This is a genomic window from Streptomyces sp. JN8 (assembly GCF_055808075.1).
Window position 1 is genome coordinate 582519 of the sequence record NZ_CM147852.1, and the last position, 14496, is coordinate 597014.

The 14496-nt window shown below is 75.6% G+C and carries 6 protein-coding genes; all 6 read left to right on the forward strand.

What is annotated here, in order from left to right:
* The first annotated feature begins 160 nt into the window (after positions 1 to 160).
* Genes ACY0MR_RS02800 through ACY0MR_RS02825 form a run of 6 tightly spaced genes read left to right on the forward strand, consistent with a single transcriptional unit; the run spans position 161 to position 14474 of the window.
* Positions 161 to 3424 (forward strand): amino acid adenylation domain-containing protein, encoded by a 3264-nt coding sequence (locus ACY0MR_RS02800; RefSeq protein WP_473558863.1) that lies wholly within the window; start codon positions 161 to 163, stop codon positions 3422 to 3424.
* The gene (locus tag ACY0MR_RS02805; protein ID WP_473558865.1) at positions 3421 to 9210 is read left to right on the forward strand and encodes an amino acid adenylation domain-containing protein; all 5790 of its coding nucleotides are present in this window, start codon (positions 3421 to 3423) and stop codon (positions 9208 to 9210) included. The genes ACY0MR_RS02800 and ACY0MR_RS02805 overlap by 4 nt, the downstream gene beginning before the upstream one ends.
* Entirely contained in the window at positions 9207 to 10778 is a 1572-nt protein-coding gene (locus ACY0MR_RS02810) for a class I adenylate-forming enzyme family protein (RefSeq protein WP_473558868.1), read from the forward strand. Before ACY0MR_RS02805 ends, ACY0MR_RS02810 begins: the two co-directional genes overlap by 4 nt.
* Entirely contained in the window at positions 10775 to 13858 is a 3084-nt protein-coding gene (locus ACY0MR_RS02815) for a non-ribosomal peptide synthetase (RefSeq protein WP_473558870.1), read from the forward strand. Before ACY0MR_RS02810 ends, ACY0MR_RS02815 begins: the two co-directional genes overlap by 4 nt.
* Entirely contained in the window at positions 13855 to 14079 is a 225-nt protein-coding gene (locus ACY0MR_RS02820) for an MbtH family protein (RefSeq protein ID WP_473558873.1), read from the forward strand. Before ACY0MR_RS02815 ends, ACY0MR_RS02820 begins: the two co-directional genes overlap by 4 nt.
* Positions 14076 to 14474: a phosphopantetheine-binding protein gene (locus ACY0MR_RS02825; protein ID WP_473558875.1), complete on the forward strand. Its 399-nt coding sequence runs from the start codon at positions 14076 to 14078 to the stop codon at positions 14472 to 14474. Before ACY0MR_RS02820 ends, ACY0MR_RS02825 begins: the two co-directional genes overlap by 4 nt.
* The last annotated feature ends 22 nt before the right edge of the window (positions 14475 to 14496 follow it).

Below are 14496 nucleotides of genomic sequence, written 5' to 3' on the forward strand. Positions count from 1 at the left end.
GCATCGGTGCCGTCACGGCGGCCGCCCCACGAGGGCTCCCGTCGCTCCGAACGCCCTTCTTCCCATGTCCGGAATCGCTCCGTTCAGGTACGCCCGGTTCCGTTCCACGCGGCGCCCCAGAGGCGCCGCACCCTCGCACTGAAGTCGAACAGGAGTCCATGTGGTGACCACGGGAGCCGAGCCGCCGGCCGGTGCACTGGACGGGGACTCCGGGGTCCTGTCCGTCGGACAGGAACGGCTCTGGTTCTTCGACCAGTTGGAACCCGGTGACCCCGCGTACAACATTCCGTACGTGCTGCGGCTCGGCGGCGAGCTCGACGCCGTCGCACTGAGGCGGGCGCTCGATGGAGTCGTCGCCCGCCACGAGGCGTTGCGCACGCGGTTCCCCGCCGAGGACGGGCGGCCGTCGGCGGTCGTGGACGATCCGGGGCCCGTCCCCCTCGACGAGCGTGATCTGCGCGGCGACGGAGCGCAGGACGTCGCCCGGACGCTGGCCTCCCTCACCAACACGGGGTTCGACCTGGCCGCCGGGCCGCTGCTCAGGGCAGCCCTGCTGCGTACCGGCGACGACGAGCACCTGCTCTGCCTCGTCCTGCACCACATCGTCGCGGACGGCTGGTCGCTCGGGCTCCTGCGGACCGAACTCGCCGAGCACTACGCGGCATACCGGCGAGGCCGCGAGCCCGACCTCCCCGCCGTGGCCTCCTACCGGACCCATGCCGCGGCCGAACGCGCGTGGCTGGACGGTCCCGAGGCCGCCGACGCACTGGCCTACTGGCGTGAGTACCTGTCCGGGGCACCCGTGCTGGAGCTGCCGCTCGATCTGCCCCGGCCCTCCGCGCCCAGCAGTTCCGGCGGGTACCACACCCGGGTGCTGCGCGGGATCGGCCCCGTCCTCGACGCCTTCGCCCGCGCCCACCGCGTCACGCCGTTCATGGTCCTCGCCACCGCCTACGCGAGCGTGCTCCACCGGAGCACCGGCCAGGACGACTTCTGCGTCGGCGTGCCCACCGCCGCACGCGACACCGTCGACAGCGAGCGGACCATCGGCTACTTCTCCTCCGCCCTCGTCCTCCGGGCCGACTACACCCGAGCCCCCACGTTCGCCGAGGCGCTGCGCGCCTTCCGCTCGGACTGGCTGCGCGCGCTCACCCACCGACGCATCCCCTTCGAGCGCCTCGCCGAGGAGCTGAGAACCGAGCGGGACACGGGCCGCACGCCCGTCTTCCAGACCCTGCTCGCCGTCCACACCCACGAGGGCGGCGCGCTCGGCGAGCAGAGCTTCGCAGATCTGACGTGCACCGAGGCCGACGGCGGGCACACCGCAGCCAAGTTCGAACTCGGGCTGGACATCCGGCCGGACGGAGACGACCTGCACGCCGTCTTCGGCTACCGCACCGACCTGCTGCACGCGCGGACCGCCGCCGCGTTCGCGTCCCGCTTCGAGACGCTCCTCCGGGCCGCGCTCGCCGCCCCGGAGTCACCGGTCCACCGGCTCCCCCTCCTCGACGCGGACGAACTCCGGCTGCTCGCCGACGGGTCCCGCGGCCCCGGCCCCACCGGGCCGGCCGCCCCGACCGTCCTCCAGGCCGTCGACCGGGCCGCGGCCGAGCGACCCGGCGCCCTCGCCGTCGTCGGTCCCGACGAGAGCCTGACCCGCGGCACGCTCGCCGCAGCGTCCCGGACGCTGGCCGCCCGGATGGCCGCGTGCGGCGTCGCGCGCGGCGACCTGGTCGCGCTCTGCCTCCCCCGCGGGCCGCGGGCCGTCGTCGCCATGCTCGCCGCCTGGCGGCTCGGCGCGGGCTACCTCCCGCTCGACCCCGCATACCCCGCCTCCCGGCTCGCCTTCATGCTCGCCGACAGCGGCGCCGGGCTGCTCGTCACCGCGGACGGGACTCTGCCCGAAGGTTTCCGCGACAGGGTCCCCGAAGGCATCCCGCTCCTGTCCCTGCTTCCCGACGCGACGGAGCCCGTACCCGACGCGTCGGCGGAGCCGACCGCCGAGGACGCGGCCCGCCCCGACGACCCGGCGTACCTCATCTACACGTCCGGCTCGACGGGGACGCCCAAGGGCGTGCTCGTACCGCACCGGGCGCTCGCCGCGCGGGTCGACTGGATGCGCGAGGGGTACGGCCTCACCGGCGACGACCGCGTTCTGCAGTACGCCACGCTCTCCTTCGACACCAGCGCCGAGGAGCTGTTCCCCACGCTCGCCGCGGGCGCCGTCCTCGTCACCGCCCGGGCCGACACCCCCCTCCCCGACCAGCTGGCCGAGCCGTACTGCACCGGCATCACCGTGCTCGACCTGCCCACTCCCTACTGGCACCACCTGGTCGCCGACCTGGACGAGACCCCCTGGCCGGACCGGCTGCGCCTGCTGATCCTCGGCGCCGACCAGGTCCGATCCCATGCCGTCGCGGCCTGGCGGGCGCGGTTCGGCGACCGGGTGCGGCTCGTCAACTCGTACGGCCCCACCGAGACGACCATCATCGCGACCACGGCGGTGCTCGGCGACGAGGACGCAGCCACGCGTCCGCCGATCGGGCGTCCGATCGGCGCGACCACCGTCGCGGTCCTGGATCGGCACGGCGGTCCGGTGCCCCCCGGAACCCCCGGAGAGCTCGTCATCGGCGGTGCCGGAGTGACCGACGGCTATCTGGGCCGGCCCGGTGCGACCGCCCGCGTGTTCGTCCCCGACCCCGACGGGCCGCCGGGCGCGCGCCGCTACCGGACGGGCGACCTGGTGCGGCGCCGGGCCGACGGGGCGCTGGAGTTCCTGGGGCGCATCGACGAACAGGTCAAGGTCCGCGGCTACCGGGTGGAGCCCGGGGAGGTGGAGGCCGCGCTCCTCGCGCTCCCGGGCGTCACGCGGGCGGTCGTCACCGCGCACGGGGACGTCCTCGTCGCCCACGTGGTCCCCGTCCCGGACGCTCCCGCACCCGACCCGGACGTCCTGCGCGGCGGACTCGCCGCGGTGCTGCCGCCGCACGCCGTCCCCCACGCCTTCGTCCTCCTGGACGCGCTGCCGCTCACCCCGAACGGGAAGCTCGACCGGGCCGCGCTGCGGGCGCCCGACAGGACGGCCGCGCCCCGGGCCGTGCACGTACCGCCGCGCACGGAGGCCGAGGAGCTCGTCGCCGACGTCTGGGGTGAGGTCCTGGGCGTCGACGGGGTCGGCGCGCACGACGACTTCTTCGCCCTGGGCGGACACTCCCTCCTCGCCACCCGGGTCGTCGCCCGCGTCCGCGCCGCCGTCGACCTGTCCGTACCGCTCCGCGCCCTCTTCACCCACCGCACGGTGGCGGCCTTCGCCGAAGCCGTCGAAGCCGCCCTGGCCGTCGAGATCGACGGCCTGTCCGAGGCCGCCGCCGTCGAACTCCTGGCCGCCCAGGACGCCCTGGAAGGAAACCGACCGACGTCATGAGCACCGCCGACACCACGACTCCGGCCGACCCGTCCCCGGAGGCCCCGCGCGCCCGCGCCACCGGCACCGCGCCCCCCGCACCCCGGTCCACCCCCGCTCCCGCCCTCTCCGACGCCAAGCGCGAGCTGCTCCGGCGGCGGCTGGCGGGACGGGCGAAGCCCGCGGCCGTCATTCCCCGGCGGGCTCCGGGAACGCCCGTTCCGCTCTCCTTCGCGCAGGAACGCCTGTGGTTCATGGAGCAGTTCGCCCCCGGGACCTCCGCGTACAACATCCCGGTGGTGCGGCGGCTGCGCGGGCACCTGGACATCGACGCCCTCCGGGGCGCGCTCGACGCGAGCGTCGCCCGCCACGAGACGCTGCGGTCCCGCTACCCGGCGACCGAGGACGGGCGTCCGCTGCTCGTCGTCGACCCGCCGGGGCCCGCCGCGTTCACCCTGCTGGAGGCGGCCGACGAGCACGTCGCCGAGCGGATCGTGGACGAGGCCGCCGCGGTCCCCTTCGACCTGGAGGAAGGCCCGCTGTTCCGGTCGCTGCTGGTGCGGCTCGCCGACGACGACCACGTCCTCCTGCTGCTCGTCCACCACAGCGTGAGCGACGGCTGGTCGAGCGAGGTGCTCCTGGGGGAGCTGCTGCGGAGCTATGCGGCGCGGGTGGCCGGCGCACCGGACCCCCTTCCGGAACTCGCCGTCCAGTACGGAGACTTCGCCCTCTGGCAGCGCGAGCGTCTGAACGGCGAGCGGCTCGCGGCCGAGCTCTCGCACTGGGGACGCGAGCTCGGCGGGGTCGAGCCGCTGGAGCTGGCCTTCTCACGGCCCCGGCCGCCCCGGCAGACCTTCGAGGGCGCCGGATACGCCTTCTCCGTGGACCGGCGGCTGCTCGACCGGCTGACCGCCCTCGGCGACCGTCAGGACGCCACCCCCCACATGGTGCTCCTGGCCGCCTTCCAGGTCCTGCTGTCGCGCTACGCCGGGCGGAGCGACTTCGCCGTCGGATCGCCGGTCGCCGGCCGTCCCGAGCCCGAACTGGAGCCGCTGGTCGGCATGTTCGTGAACGTGCTCGCGCTGCCCGCGCGACTGGAGGGCGACCCGTCCTTCACCGAGCTGGTCCGCCGCACCCGCGAGACCTGTCTCGACGCGTACGCCCACCAGGAGCTGCCCTTCGCCCAGCTGGTCAGCGAGCTGAACGTCCCCCGGGACGTCTCGCGCCCCCCGGTCTTCCAGGCCGTTCTCGCCGTACAGAACTACGCCGTCCAGCGTGACGACGCCGGCCTCCAACTGCCCGTGGAGGTACAGCCGTTCGGCGTCCGCGCGCACGGCACCCGGTTCGACCTCGAACTGTTCCTCCAGGAGTGGCCGGAGGGCCTGTACGGCTCCTTCAACTACAACACCGACCTGTTCGCGGAGGAGGACGTCGCCGTCCTCGCCTCCCACCTCGGGCGACTTCTCGCCGCCGTGGCCGCCGCGCCCGACGTGCCCCTCTCCGGCCTCGACGCCGTCACCGACGAGGAGCGGGCCTTCGAGACCGACCGGTTCAACGACACCGCCGTCGACCGGCCGGCCACCACCCTGACCGCCCTCTTCGCCGAGCAGGCCGCCCGCACGCCGGACGCCGTGGCGGTCGCCGTCGAGGACCGGCCCGCCCTGACGTACCGCGCCCTGGACGCCCTGGCCGGCCGGATCGCCGCCCGCCTCGCCGCGGAGGGCGTCGGCCCCGGCGACCTGGTCGCCGTGAGCGCCGAGCGCTCGCCGGAGCTCGTCGCCGGGCTCCTCGGGGTGATGCGCACCGGAGCCGCGTACACCCCCCTCGAACCGGACTACCCGGCCGAACGCCTGGCCTTCCTGCTCGCCGACAGCGACGCCCCGGTGCTGCTCACCCAGCGCGGGCTCGCCACCCCCGACGGCTGCACCGCCCGCGTCCTGCTCCTCGACGACCCCGCCGAGTGGCCGCGCGCCCGCGCCGTGCCCGCCGGTCCACTGCCGGACGACACCGCGTACCTCATCTACACGTCCGGCTCGACCGGCCGTCCCAAGGGCGTGCCCACCACCCACCGGGCCATCGCCAACCGCATCCAGTGGATGCAGGAGGCGTACCGGATCGGGCCCGACGACGCCGTCCTGCAGAAGACGCCGACCGGCTTCGACGTGTCGGTCTGGGAGTTCTTCTGGCCGCTCGCCACGGGCGCTCGGATCGTGCTCGCCAAGCCGGGCGGCCAGAAGGACAGCGGGTACCTGCGCGACCTCATCGTCTCCGCCGGCGTCACCGTCGCCCACTTCGTGCCGGCCATGCTCACCGCGTTCCTCTCCGAGGAGGGCGTGGAGCGCTGCACCGGGCTGCGCCGTGTGGTGTGCAGCGGCGAGGCGCTGCCCCCGGACGCCGCCCGCGAACTGACCTCGCGGCTGCCCGGTCTGGCGCTGGCGAACCTGTACGGCCCGACCGAGGCCGCCGTCGACGTCTCCGCCTGGGAGTGCGCGGGCCCGCTGGAGACCGTCCCGATCGGTCTTCCCATCGACAACACGCGCCTCTACGTACTCGACGAGCGGCTGCGCCCGGTGCCGCCGGGCGCTCCCGGAGAGCTCCACATCGGCGGGACCGCCGTCGCCCTCGGCTACCACCGGCGTCCCGGTCTCACCGCCGCCCGATTCGTGCCCGACCCGTACGGCCCGCCCGGCTCCCGGCTCTACCGCACCGGCGACCTGGCGCGCCGGCGCCCGGACGGCAGGCTCGAACACCTCGGCCGGATCGACCAGCAGATCAAGCTGCGCGGCCTGCGGATCGAGCCCGGCGAGACCGAGGCAGCGCTCCGCGCGCAGCCCGGCATCGCGGACGCCGCCGTCGTACTGCGCGAGGACCGCCCCGGCGACAAGCGCCTCGTCGGCTACCTCGTCGCCGCCGCGGGCGCCGACGGGCCCGACCCGTCCGCACTGCGCGCCACGCTCCGGCGGAGCCTTCCCGACCACCAGGTGCCGACCGCCTTCACCGTCGTGCCCGCGCTGCCCCTCACGCCGAACGGCAAGCTGGACCGGCGGGCCCTGCCCGTCCCGACGGTGCACCGCGCGGCGGGAGCGGCCGAGCCGGAGACACCGGCGGAGGTCGTCCTCGCCGAGATCTGGGCGGAGGTCCTGGGGCTGCCCCGGGTGGGCGCCGACGAGAACTTCTTCGACCTCGGCGGTCATTCGCTGCTCGCCACCCAGGTCGTGGCCAAGGCCCGCAAGCGGCTGACGGAGGCCGGGGCCCGCCCGATCAGCGTGATGGACCTGTTCACCCACCGCACGGTCCGCGAGCTCGCCTCCGTCGCCGCTCGGGACGAGCGGGAGAGCGGCCCGCGGTCCCTGCTGCACCGGCTCACCCGCGCGGTCCCCGCCGAGCGGCGGCGGCTCACCCTCGTCTGTGTCCCGTACGGCGGCGGCAGCGCCGTCGTCTACCAGCCCGTCGCCGACGCCCTGCCGCCCGACACCGAGCTGTGGGCCGTCGCCATCCCCGGGCACGACCTCGGGGTGACCGAGGAACGGCTCTCCTTCGACGACCTCGCCGAGGGCATCGCGGCAGAGGTCTCGGAACGGGTGGAGGGCCCGCTCGCCGTCTACGGCCACTGCGCCGTGGGCACCGCGCTCGCCGTCGCCGTCGCCCGCTCCCTGGAGGCGTCCGGCCGCGAGCTGGAGGGCGTGTACGCCGGCGCCCAGTACCCCTTCGCGAAGCCCCGCAGCCGCTTCCTCACCGCCCTCGGGAAGATCGCGTCGCTGGAGCCGCTGGTCGGCGACCGGACGTACGCGAACTGGCTGACCGGCATGGGCGTCGACACCTCCGAGCTCGACGAGGAGCAGGTCCGGTTCGTCATCGGCAACATGCGCCGGGACACGATGGCCGCCGAGGACTGGTTCACCCGGGCCATCGCGGAGGTCGCCGACGGCGCGCCGCGGCTGCGGGCGCCGGTCGTCTCCCTGGTCGGCGACCGGGACCCGGCCGCCGACTTCTACCAGGAGCGCTACCGGGAGTGGCTGCTGCTCGCCGAGCGCTCGGCCGTGGCCGTGCTGGACGAGGGCGGACACTTCTTCATCACCTACCGGGCCGCCGAGGTCGCGGAGGCCGTCACGCGCGTGCACCGTGCCGTGCTGGACGGCACGACCGACGCGTTGCCCGCGGCGGATCCGGAGAACTCCTGGTGGTTCCATGGCGAGACCGGTCCCGCCGTCGACGACGCCGCACCGGTGACCACCGCGTCCGCGGCCCTCGGGCCGGCCTCGGGGACCGGTGCCGCCGACGGCACGGGATCCGCCGCCGCGGTCGGCGACGGCCCGGCACCCGGTACGGAGCCGGACGGCGGCCCGCAGCCCGGCATGGGCCGGTTCCTCCTGGTGGCGGGCGGTCAGCTCGCCTCCATCACCGGCTCCGCGCTCACCGAGTTCGCCCTGCCGATCTGGATCCTCCTGGAGACCGGGTCGATGGCCCGGTACGCGCTGTACGCGGTCATCGCCATGCTCCCCGGCATCCTCGTCGGTCCGCTCGCCGGGGCGCTCGTCGACCGGATGGACCGGCGCAGAGTGATGCTCGTGGGCGATGTCGCCGCCGGCGCCACCCAGGCCGGGCTGCTCTTCCTGCTGCTCACCGGCCAGTTGCGGTCGTGGGAGGTGTACGTCCTGCTCGGGGTGCTCTCCGTCGCCCTGACCTTCCAACGGCTCGCCTACGCCTCGGCCGTGCCGCAGCTCGTGCCCAAGCGGTACCTGGGCCACGCCAACGGCATCGTCCAGCTCGCCTTCGGCACGGCTCAGTTCGTCGTGCCGCTGGCCGCGGTCGCGCTGATGGCCGCGATCGGGCTGCGCGGCATCCTCGTCATCGACGTCGTCAGTTACGTCGTGGCCATCGGGATCCTGCTCGTGGTGCGGTTCCCGCGCACGCTGCCCTGGACCCGGCGCGAGTCCCTCGTCGCGGAGATCCGCAACGGCCTCGCCCACACGTGGCGGCACCTCGGATTCCGCTCCATGCTCCTGTGGTTCGCCGGGCTCAACGTGTTCCTCGCTCCGCTCTTCCTCCTCACCACCCCGCTGGTCCTCTCCTTCGACGACCTCGGCGGAGCGGCCCGGGTCGCGGTCGCGGGCGGCGCCGGCGCGCTCCTGGGCGGCCTGGCCATGGGTTTCTGGGGCGGGCCGCGCCGGCATCGCCTGCGCGGCATGCTCGCCCTCGCCGGGCTCCTCGCCTTGGCGGGCGCCGTCACGGGACTGCGCGCGAACCTGTGGGTGGTCGCGCTGGGGGCCTTCGGCATGTCCTTCGCCCTCGCCCTGGTCAACGGGATCTACGCGACGATCGTGCAGACCAAGGTGGCGCAGCGGTTCCACGGACGGGTGTTCGCCCTCAACACGCTGGTCGCCTGGTCCACGATCCCGTTGGGCCATGGAGTCGTCGCTCCGCTCGGCTCCGCGTTCTTCGGTCCGCTGATGGAGCCCGGCGGCGCCCTGGCCCCGGTCTTCGGGCCGCTCATCGGCACCGGTCCCGGTCGCGGCATCGCCCTGATGTACGTGCTGTTCGGACTCGCGATGGCGGGACTGGTCGTCCTCGGGCTCCGGCTGCCGAGCCTGGCCCGCTTCGACCGCGACGTCCCCGACGCGGAGCCGGACGACCTGGTCGGCCTGCGGGAGAGAGCTCGGGCCGCAGCCGACCGCCGGGCGAAGGCGGGAGGTTCGGAGCGCCGGGAGGAGGCAGGCTCCACCGACCTCGGGGAGAAGGCGAGGGCCGCGGCCCGCGGCCCGGAGCCGGACGCCGCGAACAGCCGGGCGAAGGCCGGTTCCCGGTGATCCGCCGCCCCGGGACCGGTGCCCCCGCGGGCCCTCCCCCGGCCCCGCCCGCCACCCTGCCCGCGCTGCTCGCCCACCGGGCCGCCGTCCACGGAGCCCGTACGGCGATCGTCAACGGTCCGGCGCGGCTGTCCTTCGCCGACTGGCGGGATCGCAGCGGCGCGCTGGGCGGCGCCCTGCGCGCGGCCGGGCTCGCCGCCGGGGACCGGGTCGGGCTCTGCTTCGGCACGGACCGGTGGGTGGAGTACGCGGTGGCGTTCCTCGCCGTCCTGCGGGCCGGCGGCGTCGCCGTCCCGCTCTCCGACCGGATGGCGCCCGCCGGTCTGGGACACGCCCTGACGCACTCCGGGGCCGTGCTCCTGGTGCACGCGGGCCCCGGTCTGCCGGCCGGCACGCCGGCGGGCGTGCGGGGGCTCACCGAGGAGGACGCGCAGGGGCACCCGGCCGACCCCGGCCTCCCCGAGCCCGATCCTGCGGCCCCCGCCCAGATCCTGTACACCTCCGGCACGACCGGGGTGCCCAAGGGGGTGGTGGCCTCGCACGGGAACCTGGCGCACGGCTGCACGCGCGACGAGCGGCGCCGGCCGCTCCGCCACTCCCGTACCTTCCTGCACGCGTTCCCCGTGGGCAGCAACGCGGGCCAGACCATGCTCGTCAACGCGCTCAACGCTCACGCGACCTGTGTCACCGCGCCCCAGTTCACCGCGGCACGGTTTCTCCGGGCGATCGCCGAGCACGGCGTCGGCAGCGTCTTCGTGGTGCCCGCCATGGCGATCGAACTCCTCGGCTCACCGGCCCTGGAGACCGCCGCCGAGGCCGGCGCCCTCGGCACCGTCCGCCTCGTCGGCTCGACCGCGGCGGCCCTGCCACAGCAGGTGGCGCTGGGCCTCAGCCGGGCCTTCGCGCCGGCCCAGATCGTCAACTACTACACGTCGACGGAGGCGGCCCCCGCCCAGGTCACGCTGCTCTTCGACGCGGCCCGGCCGTGGTCGCCCGGCCGGCCGGCGTCGCTGGCCGAGCTGCGCGTCACCGACGGGGCGGGCCGCCCGCTGCCGGCGGGCGAGCCCGGCGAGCTGTGGCTCCGCTCCGCGCAGGCTCCACGCGCCTACCTGGGGGACGGCGACGACGGGGTGTTCCACGGCGGCTGGACCCGGATGGGCGACCTCGGCCGCGTCGACGAGGACGGCTTCCTGCACCTCCTCGACCGCGAGCGGGACGTCGTCAAGTCCGGCGCCCACAAGGTCTCCACGCTCCAGGTGGAGAACGCGCTGCACGCCCACCCCGACGTCGTCGACGCCGCCGCGGTCGGGATCCCGCACCCCGTCCTGGGGGCCGTCGTGGCCGCCGCCGTCGTCCCGCGCGGCACGGACCCGGTGGGCAGCGGCGGCGACCGCGACGGTCTGACGGCGACCGCCCTGCGGACCTTCCTCCTCGACCTGCTGTCCGCCCACGAACTCCCCGCCACCGTCCTGTTCCTCGACGCGCTCCCCCGCAACGAGGGCGGCAAGGTCCTCAAGCGGGAGCTGCGCCGGATCCTCACCCACGACCCCCGCGAGGCCACCCCATGACCCAGCTCAGCCCGGCCCAGCACGGCATCTGGCTCACCGAGCGCACACGCGACACCGGCGGCGCCTATCACCTGGCCGTCACCCTCGACCTCGCCGGCCCGCTCGACACCACGGCCCTCGACCTCGCCTGCCGCGCGGTGACGGCGCACCACCCGGCGCTCTCGAGCCGGCCGGGACCGGACGGCCGCGTCCAGCCCTGTGACGTGCCGGCCCCCCGGCGCGCCGACTGCGCGCCCGAGGAGCTGGAAGCCACCCTGGCCCGGGAGCGCGCGGCACCGTTCGACGTCGACGCCGGTCCCCTCTGCCGCTTCACCCTGCTCCGTACGGCCCCCGAGCACCACGTCCTCCTGATCACCGCCCACCACCTCGTCCTGGACGGCGAGTCCAAGGACAGGCTGGTCGCCGACCTCGCCGCCGCGTACCGGGGCGAGGACCTCCCTCCCGCCGCCGGAGCCCCGGCGGACCCGCCCGCCCCGGAGGCGCTCGCCGCCGCCCGCGCGTACTGGGAGCAGAAGGGATACGCCGCGGCACCGCCCGTCCTGCCCGGCCTCGTGCCGCCGGCGGACGGCGGCCTGATGGCCGCGGACGGCGCCGAGGTGCCGTTCCGGCTCGACGCCCGGCGCTGCGCTGCGCTCGCGGAGGCCGCCCGGAAGCTCGGCGTCACCCGCTTCGAACTCCTCGTGTCCGCCTGGCACGCGCTCCTCGTCCGGTACGGGGATCCCGTACCCTCCACGGCGATCGAGTTGTCCCTGCGGACGCCCGGCGCGCCGGTGGGCGTCGGACTCGCCGTCAACGAACTGCCCCTGCGCGTCGACCCCGTGGAAGGCGGGAGCGCGGTCCGTCTGACGTTCGAGGACTGGGTGCGCGCGGTACGGGGCGAGCTGCGGGCGCTGTACCCGCACCGGGCCGTCCCGCTCGGGCAGGGCGTCCGCGGCCTCGCTCCCCGGACGTCCGTCGCCCCCCTGTCGGTCAGCTACCGGCGCCGCCCGGACGCGCCCGCCCCGGACTTCGGGGCGGTGACCGCCGGGGTGCGCTGGATCGGCTTCCCCGGCACCGTCCGCAACCTCCTCCACCTCCAGCTCGTGGACAGCGGGCACGAGATCGAGGGCAGCGCGCAGTTCCGGACCGCGCCGCCCTTCGAGCACACGCTCCGCGGGGACGGCCCGGCCGGCGGCGACGGGTGTCTCACCGCCGGCATCGTCCGCCGGATCGTCGGCCACTGGACGCGTCTGCTCGACGCGGCCCTCGCCGACCCCACGACCCTCCTCGGGGAACTGCCGCTGCTCGACGAGGACGAGCTGCGCGACCAGCTCGCCGCACCCGCCCCGCGTCCGGAGCTCGCGGCCCGCACGGTCCCCGCGCTGCTCGCCGCCCGCGCGGAGGAACGCCCCGACGCGGTCGCCGTCGTCGCGGACGGCGAGCACGTCACGTACGCCGAGCTGACCCGCCGGGTCGCCCACGCCGCGGCGGCGCTCGCCCGGCACGGCGCCGGACCGGGCACCCTCGTCGGCATCGGACTGCCGCGGGGCCTCGACCAGCTCGTCGCCGTTCTCGGCACGCTCGCCGCCGGGGCCGCCCATCTGCCGCTGGACCCCGCCTATCCGGCGGAGCGGCTGGCCTTCGTCCGGGAGGACGCCGCCCTGGTCCTGCGCGTCACCCGCTCCCCGGAGGGTGGCGGCGACCTCACCCCGGCCGACCTCGCCCCCGCGATCGGCGCCGCCACGCCGTCCCTGCCGCTCCCCGATCCGGGCCTCCCCGCGTACGTGCTCTACACCTCGGGCTCGACCGGCCTCCCCAAGGGCGTCGAGGTGCCGCACTCCGCCCTCGCGAACGTCCTCGGGAGCCTGGCCGAGCACCTCGGGTCGCGCCCGGAGGACCGCTGGCTGGGGCTGACCTCGCTGTCGTTCGACATCTCCGCCGTCGAACTGCTGCTGCCCCTGACGACCGGCGGACGCGTCGTGCTCGCCCCCGAGGCCGTCCACCGCGACGGACCCGCGCTGCTCGACCTGATCCGCCGCGAGGGCATCACCCATGTGCAGGCGACTCCCAGCGGCTGGCGTCTGCTCCTCGACGCCGGCCTCGACGGCACCGCCCCCGTCCCCACCGCGCTCACCGGAGGCGAGGCCCTGCCCGCGCCGCTGGCCGCCCGGCTGACGGCGGCGGCCACCCGTCTGGTCAACGTCTACGGCCCCACCGAGACCACCATCTGGTCCATGCTCGCCGAGCCCGCCCTCACCGCCGGGGGCCGCGTCTCCCTCGGTTCCCCGCTCGCCAACACCCGGGCCTACGTGCTCGGTCCCGACGCGAGGCCGGTGCCGTACGGGGTCGCCGGCGAACTGTACCTGGGCGGCGCCGGCGTCGCGCACGGCTACCGGGGGCGGTCGGGGCTCACCGCCACCCGCTTCCTGCCCGATCCGTACGGACCTCCCGGCAGCCGCATGTACCGCACCGGCGACCTCGTCCGGCGCGGCACCGACGGAGTCCTGGAGTTCCTCGGCCGCTCGGACAGCCAGGTGAAGGTGCGGGGCCACCGGATCGAGCTGGGCGAGATCGAGGCCCGGCTGGCCCGGCACCCCTTGGTCGCCCAAGCGGCGGCGGCCCTGCACGGCCCGGAGACCGACCGTCGCCTCACCGCCTACGTCGTCCCGTCCGGTACGGCCCCGCACCCCGACGCGCTGCGGGCCTTCCTCGCCGGCTCCCTGCCCGCGGCCGTGCTCCCGGGGGCGTACGTCGTCCTGGACGCCTTCCCCCTGACGCCCAACGGCAAGCTGGACCGCGCCGCACTGCCGGAGCCGGAGGCCGTCCGCCCGGAGCCGGCCACCGCACCACCGACGGACGAAGCGCTCGACCCGGTCGGCGCCGCCGTGCTGGCGATCTGGCGCGAGGTGCTGGAACTCGACGACCTCACACCGGACGAGGACCTCTTCGACCTGGGCGGCCACTCCCTGATCGTCACCGCCATCGCCGCCCGCATCCACGAGCGGCTCGGCGCCGTCGTCCCGCTGGACGTCTTCTTCGACACACCCACCGCACGCGACGTCGCCGCCGTCGTCCGTGCCCTGCGCGAGGAGCAGCCATGAGCAACGAGATCCGCTACACCGTCGTCGTCAACGACGAGGAGCAGCACGCCGTCTGGCCGGAGGACGCACCGCTGCCCGCGGGCTGGTGGTCGGAGGGCTTCGCCGGCACCGAGGAGCAGTGCGTCGCGCATGTCGACCGCGTCTGGCCCGACATCCGCCCGCTCAGCCTGCGCCGCCGGCTGGCCGCCGAGCGCTCCGGCGACCGGACGGAGGCCCGATGAACACGACGAGCACGCCGGAGCACCCTCGATCCCTGCCTGTGCCGGAGGCGCAGCCGTCGGACGAGACGGTGCCGGACGCTCAGCCATCGGACGAGACGGTGCCGGACGCGCCGCCTCCCTCCGTCCCCCACGACGGCGCGGAGGCACTCCTGCTCCAGGTGGCCGCGCTCGTGTCGCGGTCCACCGACGGGCTGATCGGCGTGCGGGCGCTCCTCGACTCCACCGAGCCGCTCGCCGCCCTCGGCGTCAGCTCGCTCTCCCTGCTGCGTCTGGTCGACGCCGTGGAGGAGACGTACGGCGTCTTCGTCGACCTCGGCGACCGCAGCCTGCACAGCGACGGTCTGCGCGGGCTCACGGAGCGGCTGGTGCGGCTCGGCGCGGAGGCCACCCCGTGAGCCCCTCCGCCACCGGCGCCGC

Excerpts from the sequence above, each read along its gene's own strand:
- ACY0MR_RS02820 (WP_473558873.1), top strand. The coding sequence starts at position 13,855 with ATGAGCAACGAGATCCGCTACACCGTCGTCGTCAACGACGAGGAGCAG.
- ACY0MR_RS02815 (WP_473558870.1), top strand. The coding sequence starts at position 10,775 with ATGACCCAGCTCAGCCCGGCCCAGCACGGCATCTGGCTCACCGAGCGC.
- ACY0MR_RS02805 (WP_473558865.1), top strand. The coding sequence starts at position 3,421 with ATGAGCACCGCCGACACCACGACTCCGGCCGACCCGTCCCCGGAGGCC.
- ACY0MR_RS02825 (WP_473558875.1), top strand. The coding sequence starts at position 14,076 with ATGAACACGACGAGCACGCCGGAGCACCCTCGATCCCTGCCTGTGCCG.